Source organism: Aquamicrobium sp. (assembly GCF_023954335.1).
Classification (GTDB): Bacteria; Pseudomonadota; Alphaproteobacteria; order Rhizobiales; family Rhizobiaceae; genus Aerobium.
On sequence record NZ_JAMLIE010000001.1, the window covers coordinates 369,283 to 383,620 of the forward strand.

Below are 14,338 nucleotides of genomic sequence, written 5' to 3' on the forward strand. Positions count from 1 at the left end.
ACAACCCGTCAGACCGCGCGCATCAGGCCGCCGTCGATGCGGAGATTCTGGCCGGTGATATAGGCCGACTTGTCCGAGGCGAGGAAGGCGACGAGCTCGGCAACCTCCCCGGCGCGGCCGTAGCGCTTCATCGGCACGCTCTCGCGGCGCTCGTCGGTTGCCGGCAGGCTGTCGATCCAGCCCGGCAGCACGGTGTTCATGCGCACGTTGCGGGCGGCGAACTCGTCGGCGAACAGCTTGGCGTAGGCGGCGAGCCCCGCCCGCGCCACGGCCGAGGTCGGGAACATGGCGCTCGGCTCGCCCACCCATGCGGTGGAGATGTTGACGATCGACCCGCCGCCCTGCGCCGCCATCACCGGCGCGACGAGTCGCGTCGCGCGCACCACGTTGAGGAAATAGACGTCGAAGCCCTTGTGCCAGTCCTCGTCGGAGATCTCGATCAGCGGCGCGCGCGGCCCGTGGCCCGCGCCGTTGACCAGCGCGTCGATGCGGCCCCATTTCGCCATCACCCTCTCGACGAAGCGGGAAAGGTCCTCGGCCGACTGGTTGGAGCCGGTGAAGCCGAGGCCGCCCAGCTCATTGCCCAGCGCCTCGCCCTTGCCGGAGGATGACATCACCGCCACCGCCCAGCCTTCGGCGGCCAGCTTGCGCGCCGAGGCCGCGCCCATGCCGGAGCCGCCGCCGACCACCATCGCCACCTTGAGCTGTGCGCCCATCGTTCGTCCCTCCTCTTCGATCCGTTATTCTATCCGCGCCCCGAGCCCGGTCATCAGGCCAAAGAACTCGGGAAAGCTCGTGGCGATCATCGTCGCGTCGTCCACCGTAACGGGGTTTTCCGAGACGAGGCCCATGACGAGGAAGCTCATGGCGATGCGGTGGTCGAGATGGGTGGCAACGGCGGCGCCCGAGGCGTTGCCGAGGCCCTTTCCATCCGGGCGGCCGCGCACGATCAGCGAGGTTTCGCCCTCGTCGCAATCGACGCCGTTGAGCTTCAGGCCGACCGCGACGGCCGAGAGACGGTCGCTTTCCTTGACGCGAAGCTCTTCCAGGCCGTTCATGACCGTCATGCCTTCGGCGAAGGCGGCGGCGACGGCAAGGACGGGATATTCGTCGATCATCGACGGCGCGCGGTCTTCCGGCACCGTCACGCCCTTGAGCTCAGAAGAGCGCACGCGCAGGTCCGCGACGTCCTCGCCGCCGGCAAGGCGCGGGTTCAAGACTTCGATGTTTGCGCCCATTTCCTGCAGCGTCAGGATGAGGCCGGTGCGGGTCGGGTTCATCAGCACGTTGAGAATGGTGACATCAGAGCCCGGCACAAGCAGCGCCGCGACCAGCGGGAAGGCTGTAGAGGACGGGTCGCCCGGCACATCGATGACCTGACCGGTGAGTTTTCCCTGGCCTTCGAGGCGGATCGTGCGCACGCCGTCCGTATCCGTCTCGACGGTGAGGTTGGCGCCAAATCCCTGCAGCATCTTTTCGGTATGATCACGTGTCATGATAGGCTCGATGACCGTGGTGATGCCGGGCGTGTTGAGGCCGGCGAGCAGCACGGCGGATTTGACCTGCGCGGAGGCCATCGGCACGCGATAGGTGATCGGCGTCGGCGTCTTCGGCCCGCGCAGCGTGACCGGCATCTTCTCGCCGGGCGCGGCCTCGGGCACCTGGACGCCCATCAGCCTGAGCGGATTGAGGACGCGGCCCATCGGGCGCTTGGTCAGCGAGGCGTCGCCGATGAAGGTGGAATCGAAATCATAGACGCCGACGAGGCCCATGGTGAGGCGGCAGCCGGTGCCGGCATTGCCGAAATCGAGCGGCGCTTCGGGCTCCAGCAGCGCGCCGTTGCCGGTGCCGCGGATGATCCATTCCTCGCCCGCCTTCTCGATATGCGCGCCCATCGCCTTCATCGCCTCGCCGGTGCGCAGCACGTCCTCGCCCTCGAGCAGGCCGGTGATGCGCGTCTCGCCGGCGGCGAGGCCGCCGAACATGAAGGCGCGGTGCGAGATCGACTTGTCGCCCGGCAGGCGGATCGCGCCTGAAAGCGCGGGCGAGCGCGAGGCGGTGGCGGGAACGGGCGCGGTATGGGCGGTCATGGCTTTACCCGGAGGACGGTCGTGGCGGCCGTTGCGGAACGCGGCGTTCCAGACGGCGGCGGCTTCATCGGTGCGGGCGTCTCCTAACACGGGTTTCGGGTCCGGTCATCCCCCGTCGGCGTCCCGGCCCGCTTATCCTTCGATGCCGCCTTTTGCGCCGTTGCGCGCGCCGCGCCCGCCGGCATTGGCGCGGCCTCCGGCGCGGGCTCCGACGGCGGGCCGACATAGGCTTTGACAGCGGCCGCGCTTGCCGCTAAGGGGACCGGACTTTTTTCACGAGGATGGGCCGTTGCGCGGGCGATGCCGCCCCGCCGGATGGCGCTGAGGGGGCGGCCCAGCAGCCAGCAAGACGAAGAGGCAGCATATGGCTAAACCTGATCTCGGCACCAAACGCATCTGCCCTGAGACGGGCCGCAAGTTCTACGACCTGAACAAGGATCCGGTCGTGTCGCCCTATACGGGGCAGTCCTATCCGCGTTCCTATTTCGACAACGGCACGTCGCCGGTCATCGAGGACGAGGAGCTTGAGGACAAGGAAGTCGACGTCGAGGAGGGCGGCGCCGAGCTGATCTCGCTCGAGGACGCCGACGACGAGGCCAAGGGCGACGACAACATCTCGCTCGACGACGACGTCGACCTCGGCGACGACGAGGAGGACGACACCTTCCTCGCCGAGGACGAGGAAGACGAGGACGACGTTTCCGGCATCATCAATGTCGGCGGCGACGACGACGAGGGCTGACGCATAAAAAAGCCTCGCACGAGGCTTGATCTTGGCTTCAGGCAAGGCTAGAAGCCGCCTTCGAAAACCGGCGCGTTCCCAGGCGCGCTGGCACATGCCGGAAACGGCTTTGGCCAGGGACGACCTCCCGAGGCCAACAGTGGGGCCATAGCTCAGTTGGGAGAGCGCTTGAATGGCATTCAAGAGGTCAGGGGTTCGACTCCCCTTGGCTCCACCAATTCCTTAGAAATAAGGATGTTAGCTACAGGTTTTGCTTGGTGGGACAACCAGGTGAGACATTGGCTTGTTCAATCCGACCTATCTCCAGCGTTCCCGGCACGGGATTTTCTGTTTCCGCTGGACCCTTCCGCCCTGCAAGCAGACGGCGCGCGATTTCGTCAGGCGCTATGAAATGCACGCGTAGGCCGATAGTCTACAGTTCGAGACTTTCAAGCGGTCGAGAGCCCAAGCGCAGCGGGATTATGCGAAGGCCGTCCTCGCCTATAGTTCAGATGCCGAGAGCTTCGATTTCAAACCTAGGCCGGCTCAATCCACCGGCTTGGCACCCGAAGCGGATTCCTTGACGCTGGCCGAGCTGGTCGAGAAGTTCTGGAAGTTTGTCAGGCTGGAAAGCCGCTGGTCGGACAAGACGCGGGGCGAGAAGCGGGAGCACATTGATCTGCTCTACGAACGCCTGAGCAAAGACATGCAGGCATCGGCGTTGGGTAGGAAGGAGGCTCACCTGATGCGGACATGCTGCCTTCCGAAACGGAGATGGCAGCACAGTTCGGGGTTAACCGTCATGCGCTGCGCGAAGGATTGTGCCTGCTCGAACAGAATAGCCTCCTCAAGCGCGAGCTTCTGGCGGTCGATGGCACCGCATCTCCCTCTTGGATGCTTCCGGATGCCTGCTCTGCAAGGTGCATATGGCGAACAGTGCATGCGCGCACTGTCGAAACATGCGGATTGGCGATCGGAACGATATCAGACCGGTCAAGCCCGACCCGCTATTTGCCCCATATTCTGCGATATGCGCATAGGCATTTTGCTGAAACTTTGTGCAATGCACAAATTTGCCAAAGCGCTAGGCAATTAACACTTGCATTGCGCGATATGACCCGATCTTATTGCCGGTAGCACAATGCGTTGGGGTATTGCCATGATTTCTCGCAGGTTGTTCTCGCTCGCGACTGCCAGCCTGATGGCTGGCTCGATGCTCACCGGCCTTGCCGCGCCAGCATCCGCGCAGACCGACATCAAGTTCACGCTCGACTGGAAGTTCGAGGGACCGGCCGCCGGCTTCTTCCTCGCGATCGACAACGGGCATTTCGAGGCAGAGGGCCTCAACGTCACGATCGATTCCGGGGCAGGCTCTGTCGAGGCGATCCCGCGCGTGGCGACCGGCGCTTACCAGATTGGCTTCGGGGACATCAATTCGCTGATCAAGTTTCTCGACGAGGACCCGTCGCAGAAGGTCAAGGCGGCGATGGTGATCTACGAGCGCCCGCCGTTCTCGATCATCGGAAGAAAGTCGCTCGGAGTCACCGAGGACCCGAAATCCGTTGAAGGCAGGAAGCTCGGTGCTCCGCCGCCGGACGGCGCTTTCGCGCAGTGGAAAGCCTTCGTGCAGGCCGCCGGCATCGACGAGTCCAAGGTAACCATCGAGAGCGTCGGCTTCCCGGTGCGAGAGCCGATGCTGGCGCAGGGCCAGGTCGACGGCATCTTCGGCTTTGCCTTTTCGTCGGTGCTGAACCTGAAGGCGCAGGGCGTTCCGGCAGACGACATCTCGATGATCATGATGGCCGAGAACGGCCTGGACCTCTATGGCAACTCCATCCTGATCAATACCGACTTCGCGGCGCAGAATCCCGACGCGGTCAAGGGCTTTCTCAAGGCGCTTGCCAAGGGGTTCGCCGATGCGGTCGCCGATCCGGACGCCGGCGTGGCTGCCGTGATGAAGCGCAACGAGGTGCTGGATGCGGCGATCGAGCGCGAGCGCCTCGACATGGCGAATGCCCTCAACATCAGGACGCCCTACGTGGTGGAGAACGGCTTCGGTGGAGTCGACGAGGCCAAGCTGGCTCAGTCCATCGAATATCTGAAAGTGTCGATGGGGCTGAAGGGCACGGTGGGGCCGGCCGACGTATTCGATGCGTCGTTCCTTCCGCCCAAGGACGAGCGGATGCTTCCCTGATCCGGACATGAAGAAGGCGCGGGAACCGGCGAAGGAGAACGGCCGGCTCCTGCGCAATCGTTCGCGGTAGCAAAAGAGGGCAGATGAGCCAGCCGCTGGTCACTATCGAGGACGTCGATATGCGCTATGGCGGGCCGGAGGGCCTGCTCGCCGTCGAGGGCCTGGCCCTCGAAGTCGGTACGGGTGAATTCGCCGCCGTTGTCGGCCCTTCGGGCTGCGGTAAGTCCACGCTCATGAAGCTCGTCACCGGCCTCCATATCCCGCAGAAGGGAAATGTCGTGGTCGCGGGCCAGCCCGTGACCAAGCCGGTCAGCATCGTCGGCATGGCGTTCCAGAACCCGACCATGCTGCCGTGGCGCACCACGCTCGACAATATCCTCCTGCCGCTCGAGGTGGTCGACCGGCATCGTCACCGGTTGCGCCGGAACAAGGCCGAATATGTCGCCAAGGCCGAGAAGCTCCTGGAAACGGTCGGCCTCAAGGGCTTTGGACAGAAATTTCCGTGGCAACTTTCTGGCGGCATGCAGCAGCGCGCCAATCTGTGCCGCGCGCTGATCCATGAGCCCGACCTGCTGATGCTCGACGAGCCGTTCGGCGCGCTCGATTCCTTTACGCGCGAGGAGTTGTGGTGTGTCATCCGCGACCTCCACGCGGAGCAGGGCGTGACAATCGTGCTCGTCACCCACGACCTGCGCGAGGCGGTGTTCCTCGCCGACCGCATCTTCGTCATGAGCGCGCGGCCGGGCCGCATCGTCAAGAACCAGACCGTTCCGTTCGAGCGGCCGCGCGACCTCGAAATCCTCTACCGGGCCGATTTCAACGACATCGTTCATGAACTGCGCGGCAACATCGCCGATGCGAGGAAGGCCGCATGAGCATGCAGAAGAAGGGCTTCGACTGGATCGTGGCCGCGCCCTGGCTCTACACGGCGGCGCTGTTCATTGTCTGGGAGCTCGTCGCGCGAGGCTTCGGCCTGCCGCAATATATCCTGCCGGCGCCCAGCCGGATCGCTCAGGCGATCTGGCAATACTGGCCGGCGATCTGGAAGAATTCGCTGCAAACGCTCTACACCACCTCTGTCGGTTTCGCGCTGGCCGTCGTCGGCGGGCTGGCGCTCGGCATCCTCGTCGGCTGGTCGCGCTTCATCTATGCCGGGCTCTACCCGCTGATGGTCGGCTTCAACGCCATCCCCAAGGTGGCGGTCGTTCCCATCCTCGTCATCTGGTTCGGCATCGGCACCGTTCCGGCCATCCTGACCGCGTTCCTGATCGCCTTCTTCCCGATCGTCGTCAACGTGGCGACCGGCCTTGCGACCATCGAGCCGGAGATGGAGGACGTGCTGCGCGCGCTCGGCGCGAGGAAGATGGACATCATGCTGAAAGTCGGCATCCCGCGTTCGATGCCCTATTTCTTCGGCTCGCTGAAGATCGCGATCACGCTTGCTTTCGTCGGCTCGGTGATCGCCGAGACGGTGGCGGCCAATTCAGGCCTCGGTCACATGATGCTGGCAGCACAGAGCCAGTTCAACGTACCGTTGGTCTGGGCCGGTCTCATCATGCTCGCGATCGAGGGCATCATCATGTACGCGCTGATGGCCTGGATCGAGATGCGCATGACCGGCTGGGCGCACCGCAGTCAGATGGCCAACGCCTGAGCGCCGGCTGCGGCAGTCAACTTTAGGGTGCCTAGAGCATCAGATGGCCGCGCACGTCCGGCCTGTCCAGCCCTTCCGCCGCGCCCGAATAGACGATCTGGCCACGATCCATGATCGCGACGTGGTCGGCAAGTTCACGGCAGAAGTCGAGATACTGCTCGACCAGCAGGATGGTCAGGCCGACCGTATCGCTCAGATAAGTGACGGCGCGGCCGATGTCCTTGATGATCGAAGGCTGGATGCCTTCGGTCGGCTCGTCGAGCACGAGCAGCTTTGGCCGCATCACCAGCGCACGGCCGATGGCCAGTTGCTGCTGCTGCCCGCCAGAAAGATCGCCGCCGCGGCGGCCGAGCATTTCCTTTAGCACGGGAAAAAGTTCGAAAACATGTTCGGGGATCGACCGCTCGGAGCGCCTGAGCGGCGCGAAGCCGGTCTCGAGGTTCTCGCGCACGGTCAGAAGGGGGAAAATCTCCCGACCCTGCGGCACGAAAGCGATGCCCGACCGGGCGCGATCGTACGCCGCGCTCCGGCCGAGCACCTTCCCCTCGAACGAGATTTCGCCGCCTGTCAACGGATGATGGCCGACGATGGCGCGCAACAGGCTGGTTTTGCCGACGCCGTTGCGGCCGAGCACACAGGTGATCCGGCCGGTTTCCGCCACCAGCGATACACCGCGCAGTGCCTGCGCAGCGCCGTAGCAGAGAGTGGCGCCGGTGACGTTCAGCATGCGCTCGCCTTCGGCTTGCTCCTGAATGGAAGGTGTCGGGGTTCCCTCATGACTCTACCGCCCCAGATAGACTTCGACGACGCGCTCGTCGGCCGAGACGAAATCGAGGGAACCTTCCGACAGCACCGAGCCCTCGTGCAGGCACGTGACCCTGACATCGAGCGCGCGCACGAAATGCATGTCGTGCTCGACCACGATCACCGAGCGGGTTCGTGCGATGTCCTTCAGGAGCCTCGCGGTTTCCGCGGTTTCCGCGTCGGTCATGCCCGCGACCGGCTCGTCGACCAGAAGAAGCTTGGGATCCTGCGCCAGCAGCATGCCTATTTCCAGCCACTGCTTCTGGCCGTGCGAGAGGTTGGCGGCAAGTTCGTCGCGGCGCTCATCGAGCCGGATGATACCGAGAATCTCGTCGATGCGCCCCTGCTCGCCCGGCGAGCGGCGGTGAAACAGCGCCGGCAGGATCGAGCGCGGGCCATTCAGCGACAGGAGCAGATTATCCTCGACCGTGTGGCTCTCGAAAACGGTCGGCTTCTGGAACTTCCGCCCGATCCCCATCATGGCGATGTCGGCTTCGTCGTGCCGGGTCAGGTCCACCGTGCCGTCGAAGAAGACCTCGCCCGCGTCGGGCCGGGTCTTGCCGGTGATGATGTCCATCATCGTCGTCTTGCCGGCTCCATTGGGTCCGATCACGGCGCGCATCTCGCCCCTGTCGAGCACGAGGGAAAGATTGTTGATCGCCTTGAACCCGTCGAAGGCGACCGACACCCCGTCGAGATAGAGAAGCGTGTCCTTGCGCGGCATCGCCTCACTCCACCGATTGCGGCCTGGCCGCGCCGGGCGGCGGCAGCTCGCCGGCACGAACGACGCGCCCGCCGCGGTCCTCGCCAGAAGGCTGCGGAGCCAACTCCTTCATGAGCGCCTTCCGGGTCCGGGCCGCAACCCGCCATTCGCCGAAGGTGCCGATGATGCCCTTCGGCAGGAACAGCGTCACCGCGACGAACAGGCCGCCCAGCGCGAACAGCCACAGTTCGGGATAGGCAGCCGTGAACCAGGTCTTGGCATAGTTGACCAGCACCGAGCCGACGATCGGGCCGTAGAGCGTTCCGCGCCCGCCGATCGCTATCCACACCACGACCTCGATGGAGTTTGCCGGCGCGAACTCGCCCGGATTGATGATGCCGACCTGCGGCACGTAGAGCGCGCCCGCAATGCCGGCGATGACGGCCGAGACCACGAAGGCGAACAGCTTCACATATTCCGGCCGCCAGCCGATGAAGCGTGTGCGGCTTTCGGCATCGCGCACCGCAACCATCACCTTGCCGAGCCTGGAGCGCGTGATCGCCGAGCAGACCATAAGCGTGGCCGCGAGCGAAACGGCGGTGAGCGCGAACAGCGTCGCACGGGTGCCGGGCGCCTGCAGGGAAAAGCCGAGGATGTCCTTGAAGTCGGTCAGGCCGTTGTTGCCGCCGAAGCCCATGTCGTTGCGAAAGAAGGCGAGCATCAGCGCGTAGGTCATCGCCTGGGTGATGATGGAGAGATAGACGCCCGTGACGCGGGAGCGGAACGCGAACCAGCCGAACACGAAGCCGAGCAGGCCGGGCACGACCATCACCATCAGCATGGCGAACCAGAATCTGTCGAAGCCCCACCAGTACCAGGGCAGTTCCTGCCAGTTGAGGAACACCATAAAGTCGGGCAGGACAGGGTTGGCATAGACGCCCCGGTCGCCGATCTGTCGCATGAGATACATGCCCATCGCGTAGCCACCGAGCGCGAAGAACGCGCCATGCCCGAGCGAGAGAATGCCGACATAGCCCCAGACGAGATCGAGCGCGAGCGCAAGCATCGCATAGGTGAGATACTTGCCGAGAAGCGCCACCATGTAGTTGGGCACGCGCAGGGGATGGCCGAAAGGCAGAAGCAGATTCGACGCCGGCACCAGCACCGCGATCGCCAGAAGGATCGCGGCGACCCACAGCATCCTGGAGCCGAAGACGTCGAGAAGGCGCGCGGCGATCATGTCTCCACCGCCCTGCCCTTGAGCGCGAACAGGCCGCGCGGGCGCTTCTGGATGAACAGGATGATGAAGACCAGCACGAAGATCTTGGCCAGCACCGCGCCTGCATAGGGCTCGAGGAACTTGTTGACCACACCCAAGGTCAGCGCCCCGACGAAGGTGCCCCAGAGGTTGCCGACTCCGCCGAACACCACGACCATGAAGGAATCGATGATGTAGCCCTGGCCGAGATTGGGCGAGACGTTGTCGATCTGGCTGAGCGCCACGCCCGCGAGCCCTGCGATGCCCGAGCCGAGCCCGAACGTCATGGCATCAATCCATGGCGTGCGGATGCCCATCGAAGCAGCCATGCGCCGGTTCTGCGTGACGGCGCGCATCTGCAGGCCGAGAGCGGTGCGCTTCATGATCGCGAGCAGCACGGTGAAGACAGCGAGGGAGAACAGCACGATCCAGAAGCGGTTCCACGTGATGGCGATGCCGTAAAAGTCGAACGATCCCGACATCCAGGACGGGTTTCCGACCTCGCGGTTGGACGCGCCGAATGTCGAGCGCACCGTCTGCTGGATGATCAGCGACAGGCCCCATGTCGCCAGCAGCGTCTCCAGCGGCCGGCCATAGAGCCACCGTATGACACCGCGCTCTATCGCGATGCCGACCAGCGCGGTGACGAGGAAGGCGGCCGGCAGGGCAATCGCCAGCGACCAGTCGAACAGGTCGGGATATGACGTGCGTACGATGTTCTGCACCACGAAGGTGGTGTAGGCGCCGATCATCACCATCTCGCCATGTGCCATGTTGATGACGCCCATGACGCCGAAGGTGATGGCGAGTCCGATGGCGGCCAGAAAGAGCACGGAACCGAGCGAGATGCCGTGCCAGACGTTCTGGGCGACGTTGAGCAGCGCGAGCCGGCTCTCGATGGCGCGAATGCCGGATTCTATGGCCGTACGGGCATCGTCGGGGGCACTGGCGAGCGCGGAGGTGAGGATGCCGAGCGATGCGCGCCCGCCGCGCGCGGCGATGACATCGACGGCTTTCGCAAAATCCTCGGCCGAGGCCCGGGTTCGCAGAATCGCGGCCGCCTTCGCCTCTTCCATCGCCTGGCGCACGGACGTGTCTTCTTCCAGCGCGATCGCCGCGTCGAGCAGCGGTATGTTTTCGGGATCGGCGGCCTGGAACATCGCCCGCGTGGCTGCAAGCCGTGTCGCCCTGTCGGGATTGTGCAGCGTAAGCTGGCCGATCGCGGTGCGGATGGCGCGGCGCAGGCTGTTGTTGACGCGGATGCGCTCGACGGCGTCACGCGCGACCTCGCCCGCCGCTTCGCCCGTCAACGCATCGGTGATGCGCACGCTGCCGGACGCAGGCGCGACGAACACGACCTGTCCGGTTTCCCTGACGGCGTTGAGGTCGCCGGCAGCTAATGCTTCCATGAGCGGCACGAGGCGCGTGTCACCGGTGGCCGCGAGCTGCGCAACGACCCGGCCGCGCTCGGAAAAGTTGCCGTCGGGAAGCTGGCGTACCAGTTCCTCGACGCTCTGCGCGCGTGCCGGCAACCCCGCCACGATGGCGAGCAGGAGGCCGAACAGCAGGGTCTTCAGAGAGTGCCGGGGCATCGCGATCCGTTCCGTATGGGGGTGGGTGAAGGCGGAAACGTTTCCGCCTTCACCCCGGTCTGCGCTGGAGGACACCGGAGATTACGAACCGCCGCAGGTCTTGGTCTGCGTGTTGTAGTTTCCGCAGTTGACCGGATCGGTCCAGTCGGCCTCGAGCACGGCCGATTCCGGCAGGAAGTCGGACCAGGCATCGCCCGCCACGAGGTCTTTCGTCTCCCAGACCACGTCGAACTGACCGTCTGCCTGGATCTCGCCGATCAGCACCGGTTTGGTAATGTGGTGGTTGGGCAGCATCACCGCCGTGCCGCCGGTGAGGTTGGGCACCTCGACGCCGACGATGGCGTCGATGACGCCGTCGGCATCGGTCGAACCCGCCTTCTCGACAGCCGCCACCCACATGTTGAAGCCGATATAGTGGGCTTCCATGGGGTCGTTGGTCACGCGCTCCTTGTCATCGATGAAGGCATGCCACGTCTCGATGAAGCTGGCATTCTCCGGCGTGTCGACAGACATGAAGTAGTTCCAGGCCGCCAGATGCCCGACCAGCGGCGCGGTGTCGAGGCCGGCAAGCTCCTCTTCGCCGACGGAAAAGGCAACGACCGGGATATCCTCCGCCGCGATGCCCTGGTTGCCCAGCTCGCGGTAGAACGGCACATTCGCGTCGCCGTTGATCGTGGAGACCACTGCCGTCTTCTTGCCGGCCGAGCCGAAATTCTTGATGTCGGAAACGATCGTCTGCCAGTCCGAATGCCCGAACGGCGTGTAGTTGACGATGATGTCCTCGGCGGCCACGCCCTTGTCCTTGAGATACGCTTCAAGGATCTTGTTGGTGGTCTGCGGATAGACATAGTCGGTGCCGGCCAGCACCCAACGCTCCACGCCTTCCTCGTTCATCAGGTAGTCGACGGCGGGGATGGCCTGCTGGTTGGGAGAGGCGCCCGTGTAGAACACGTTGCGCTGGCTTTCCTCGCCCTCGTACTGGACGGGATAGAACAGCAGCGAGTTCAGCTCCTCGAACACCGGCAGCACCGACTTGCGGCATACCGACGTCCAGCAGCCGAACACGGCATCGACCTCGTTGACTTCGATCAGTTCACGCGCCTTCTCGGCAGCCAGCGGCCAGTCCGACGCGATATCGACCACGACCGGCTCGATCTGCTTGCCGAGGAGGCCGCCCTTCTTGTTCTGCTCGGCGACGAGCATCAGCATGACGTCCTTCAAGGTCGTCTCCGAGATCGCCATCGTGCCCGACAGCGAATGCAGGATGCCGATCTTGATCGTATCTTCCTGCGCGCCCGCCGGCCCGGCATGGGCAAGAACGGCGGCGACGGCGGCAGCGCCCAGCAGGCGGCTCTTGGTATGAAATTTCCGGTTCATGGCGCCTTCCCCTTTCGTATATGTGCACCGCAACATAAGAAAGCAGAAATCATGCCAACTAAAGAATCCGGAAAAATAAATGAATCTCAGTAGTTTATAGGAACGCCTCATGAGAGGAGACGCAGTCATGCACGAATAGGCGCCGATCAGGAGTGCAACTGCACATTTTAAGGACGGTCGGCAATTTCAGGATTCGCCTCAGCGCTGTCGGGGAACGAGCCCGGCGTTCCGGACCAGAAATTCCACGATCTCGTCCAGCCCCTGACGGCGACGCATGTCGGTAAAGACGAACGGCCGCGTTCCCCGCTGCAGCGCGGTGTCGGCGCGCATCGTGTCGAGGTCCGCGCCGACATAAGGAGCCAGATCCATCTTGTTGATGATGAGCAGATCGGAGCGCGTGATGCCGGGACCGCCCTTGCGGGGAATCTTCTCGCCGCCGGCAACGTCGATGACGTAGAGAGTGAGATCGGCGAGGTCGGGCGAGAAGGTGGCGGCGAGATTGTCGCCTCCCGATTCCACGAACACCACGTCGAGATCGGGAAAGCGCCGGCACATCTCGGCGATGGCGGCGAGATTGATCGAGGCGTCCTCGCGAATGGCGGTATGCGGGCACCCTCCCGTCTCGACGCCGAGAATGCGCTCCTCGCCAAGCGCCTGAACCCGGTTGAGGATCAGCGCATCCTCCTTGGTGAAGATGTCGTTGGTGACGACGGCGATTGAATAATCGTCGCGCATCGCCTTGCACAGCATCTCGGTCAGCGTGGTCTTGCCCGCGCCGACCGGGCCGCCGATGCCGACGCGCAAGGGGCCGTTGGGGGATCTCATGATCTGAATACCCGTGAATACTGGACTTCATGTTTCATCGACATGATCTCCGACATGGGGGTGGCCGAGCCGAGATCGTCGAGGGTCGCTACGCTTGCCCGTGCGCCGGCTAGCAGGACGACCGGCTCGAGCGCCGCCATCGCCCGGACGCCGTCGCGCTGCCCGAGCGGCACGAGCCGCTGCGCGGCCTGGACCAGATTGGCGGCGAAGGCGTGCAAATAGGCCGTCAGCGCATCGGCGAGAGCCACGCCGTGACGGGCCGCTGCGATCCCCGCCGCGACGGGATAGGCGATGGCCGGGATGTCGTCTTCTTCGCCAGTTCCCCCTTCCCATATACGGACCGCCTGCGCGAACGCGGCGCCCTGGAGGGTGGTTTCCATATGCCGCTCGCGCGAGCCGGCCATGGCCTCGGCGATTTCGGCGATCGCGCGGGCATCGCCGCCTTCCGCCGCATTCCGCCAGGCGGCGGCAAGAAGCACGGCATCGTTCCAGCCGGAACCCGACGTCAGCAGCGCCGAAAGCCAATCCGTCAGCGTTTCCCGGTCATGCAGCAGACCGTCGTGGATCGCCCGCTCCAGCCCGTGGCTATAGGCGAAGGCCCCGACCGGAAAGGCGGGCGACATCCAGCTCAGGAGCCTTGGCCAGGTGGCTCGCGCCTCAGTCATGGTGATGATGGTGGCCATGGCCGCCTCCGTGATGGTGGTAGGCCCCGTGCACCGGCTGGAAACGCTCGCTCACCTCGCCAACGGTTGCTCCCAGCCCTTCCAGCATTTCCCGGATGACATGATCGCGGCGGATGAGGATGCGGTCCTCGTCGACCTGGGCGGCGACATGCCGGTTGCCGAGATGCCAGGCAAGATGACGCAGCGGCGCCACCGGGCCTGGCTGGACCTCGTAGAGATTCTCCACCGCGGCGAGGATGACGACGATGCGGCCATCCTCGAGCACGAGCGCGTCGCCATGGGCAAGGAGCACCGGCTCGGGAAGATCGATCATCAGCTTCTCGCCCTCGCATGTCGTGAGAAGCTTGCGGCGCAGATGCCGGTCGCCGTGATCGAGCAGAAGGGTACCGGCGAGTTCGGCATGGCTGTGACGGGTGTGGGAAATCGCGTGCAGCATG

General features: G+C 64.5%; 15 protein-coding genes and 1 tRNA gene. 6 read left to right on the forward strand and 10 right to left on the reverse strand.

The genetic code is table 11. The features are described 5' to 3' along the window. Positions 1-8: 8 nt before the first annotated feature. Positions 9-716, reverse strand: a complete 708-nt coding sequence (locus M9945_RS01870; protein WP_367943196.1) for an SDR family oxidoreductase — start codon at positions 714-716, stop codon at positions 9-11. 24 nt (positions 717-740) lie between these two features. Further along, positions 741-2,090, reverse strand: a complete 1,350-nt coding sequence (gene aroA, locus M9945_RS01875) for a 3-phosphoshikimate 1-carboxyvinyltransferase (RefSeq protein ID WP_367943197.1) — start codon at positions 2,088-2,090, stop codon at positions 741-743. 364 nt (positions 2,091-2,454) lie between these two features. Between aroA and M9945_RS01880 the strand changes: the two genes are divergently transcribed. From M9945_RS01880 to M9945_RS01905, 6 genes are all read left to right on the forward strand, one after another. After that, positions 2,455-2,832: a TIGR02300 family protein gene (locus tag M9945_RS01880; protein WP_367943198.1), complete on the forward strand. Its 378-nt coding sequence runs from the start codon at positions 2,455-2,457 to the stop codon at positions 2,830-2,832. A gap of 141 nt (positions 2,833-2,973) precedes the next feature. Then, positions 2,974-3,049: transfer RNA gene (locus M9945_RS01885), tRNA-Ala, on the forward strand. A gap of 515 nt (positions 3,050-3,564) precedes the next feature. Beyond that, complete coding sequence (locus M9945_RS01890) at positions 3,565-3,948, forward strand: GntR family transcriptional regulator (RefSeq protein ID WP_367943199.1); 384 nt, start codon at positions 3,565-3,567, stop codon at positions 3,946-3,948. A gap of 22 nt (positions 3,949-3,970) precedes the next feature. Beyond that, a complete protein-coding gene (locus tag M9945_RS01895) occupies positions 3,971-5,005 on the forward strand; it encodes an ABC transporter substrate-binding protein (RefSeq protein ID WP_367929150.1) in 1,035 nt (344 codons plus the stop codon). A gap of 83 nt (positions 5,006-5,088) precedes the next feature. Then, a complete protein-coding gene (locus M9945_RS01900) occupies positions 5,089-5,880 on the forward strand; it encodes an ABC transporter ATP-binding protein (protein WP_367943200.1) in 792 nt (263 codons plus the stop codon). A 2-nt stretch (positions 5,881-5,882) separates the two neighbouring features. Further along, a complete protein-coding gene (locus M9945_RS01905; protein WP_367944744.1) occupies positions 5,883-6,659 on the forward strand; it encodes an ABC transporter permease in 777 nt (258 codons plus the stop codon). Positions 6,660-6,690: 31 nt separating this feature from the next. On the opposite strand, the gene urtE is transcribed toward M9945_RS01905, so the two are convergent. The 8 genes from urtE to M9945_RS01945 form a co-directional block, all read right to left on the reverse strand. Continuing rightward, a complete protein-coding gene (gene urtE / locus M9945_RS01910) occupies positions 6,691-7,386 on the reverse strand; it encodes an urea ABC transporter ATP-binding subunit UrtE (RefSeq protein WP_367943201.1) in 696 nt (231 codons plus the stop codon). 54 nt (positions 7,387-7,440) lie between these two features. Next, entirely contained in the window at positions 7,441-8,187 is a 747-nt protein-coding gene (gene urtD, locus M9945_RS01915) for an urea ABC transporter ATP-binding protein UrtD (RefSeq protein ID WP_367929153.1), read from the reverse strand. A gap of 4 nt (positions 8,188-8,191) precedes the next feature. Beyond that, entirely contained in the window at positions 8,192-9,406 is a 1,215-nt protein-coding gene (gene urtC, locus M9945_RS01920) for an urea ABC transporter permease subunit UrtC (protein WP_367943202.1), read from the reverse strand. Next, positions 9,403-11,016, reverse strand: a complete 1,614-nt coding sequence (gene urtB / locus M9945_RS01925; protein WP_367943203.1) for an urea ABC transporter permease subunit UrtB — start codon at positions 11,014-11,016, stop codon at positions 9,403-9,405. Before urtB ends, urtC begins: the two co-directional genes overlap by 4 nt. 81 nt (positions 11,017-11,097) lie before the next feature. Beyond that, positions 11,098-12,393: an urea ABC transporter substrate-binding protein gene (gene urtA, locus M9945_RS01930; RefSeq protein WP_367943204.1), complete on the reverse strand. Its 1,296-nt coding sequence runs from the start codon at positions 12,391-12,393 to the stop codon at positions 11,098-11,100. A gap of 198 nt (positions 12,394-12,591) precedes the next feature. Then, complete coding sequence (ureG, locus tag M9945_RS01935) at positions 12,592-13,218, reverse strand: urease accessory protein UreG (RefSeq protein ID WP_367943205.1); 627 nt, start codon at positions 13,216-13,218, stop codon at positions 12,592-12,594. Beyond that, entirely contained in the window at positions 13,215-13,901 is a 687-nt protein-coding gene (locus M9945_RS01940) for an urease accessory protein UreF (RefSeq protein ID WP_367943206.1), read from the reverse strand. The genes ureG and M9945_RS01940 overlap by 4 nt, the downstream gene beginning before the upstream one ends. Beyond that, positions 13,876-14,337: an urease accessory protein UreE gene (locus M9945_RS01945; protein ID WP_367943207.1), complete on the reverse strand. Its 462-nt coding sequence runs from the start codon at positions 14,335-14,337 to the stop codon at positions 13,876-13,878. The genes M9945_RS01940 and M9945_RS01945 overlap by 26 nt, the downstream gene beginning before the upstream one ends. Between the last annotated feature and the right edge of the window lies 1 nt (position 14,338).

Coding starts and splice junctions, on each gene's coding strand:
- M9945_RS01870 (WP_367943196.1), bottom strand. CDS start 716: ATGGGCGCACAGCTCAAGGTGGCGATGGTGGTCGGCGGCGGCTCCGGC.
- aroA (WP_367943197.1), bottom strand. CDS start 2,090: ATGACCGCCCATACCGCGCCCGTTCCCGCCACCGCCTCGCGCTCGCCC.
- M9945_RS01880 (WP_367943198.1), top strand. CDS start 2,455: ATGGCTAAACCTGATCTCGGCACCAAACGCATCTGCCCTGAGACGGGC.
- M9945_RS01890 (WP_367943199.1), top strand. CDS start 3,565: ATGCTGCCTTCCGAAACGGAGATGGCAGCACAGTTCGGGGTTAACCGT.
- M9945_RS01895 (WP_367929150.1), top strand. CDS start 3,971: ATGATTTCTCGCAGGTTGTTCTCGCTCGCGACTGCCAGCCTGATGGCT.
- M9945_RS01900 (WP_367943200.1), top strand. CDS start 5,089: ATGAGCCAGCCGCTGGTCACTATCGAGGACGTCGATATGCGCTATGGC.
- M9945_RS01905 (WP_367944744.1), top strand. CDS start 5,883: ATGCAGAAGAAGGGCTTCGACTGGATCGTGGCCGCGCCCTGGCTCTAC.
- urtE (WP_367943201.1), bottom strand. CDS start 7,386: ATGCTGAACGTCACCGGCGCCACTCTCTGCTACGGCGCTGCGCAGGCA.
- urtD (WP_367929153.1), bottom strand. CDS start 8,187: ATGCCGCGCAAGGACACGCTTCTCTATCTCGACGGGGTGTCGGTCGCC.
- urtC (WP_367943202.1), bottom strand. CDS start 9,406: ATGATCGCCGCGCGCCTTCTCGACGTCTTCGGCTCCAGGATGCTGTGG.
- urtB (WP_367943203.1), bottom strand. CDS start 11,016: ATGCCCCGGCACTCTCTGAAGACCCTGCTGTTCGGCCTCCTGCTCGCC.
- urtA (WP_367943204.1), bottom strand. CDS start 12,393: ATGAACCGGAAATTTCATACCAAGAGCCGCCTGCTGGGCGCTGCCGCC.
- ureG (WP_367943205.1), bottom strand. CDS start 13,218: ATGAGATCCCCCAACGGCCCCTTGCGCGTCGGCATCGGCGGCCCGGTC.
- M9945_RS01940 (WP_367943206.1), bottom strand. CDS start 13,901: ATGGCCACCATCATCACCATGACTGAGGCGCGAGCCACCTGGCCAAGG.
- M9945_RS01945 (WP_367943207.1), bottom strand. CDS start 14,337: ATGCTGCACGCGATTTCCCACACCCGTCACAGCCATGCCGAACTCGCC.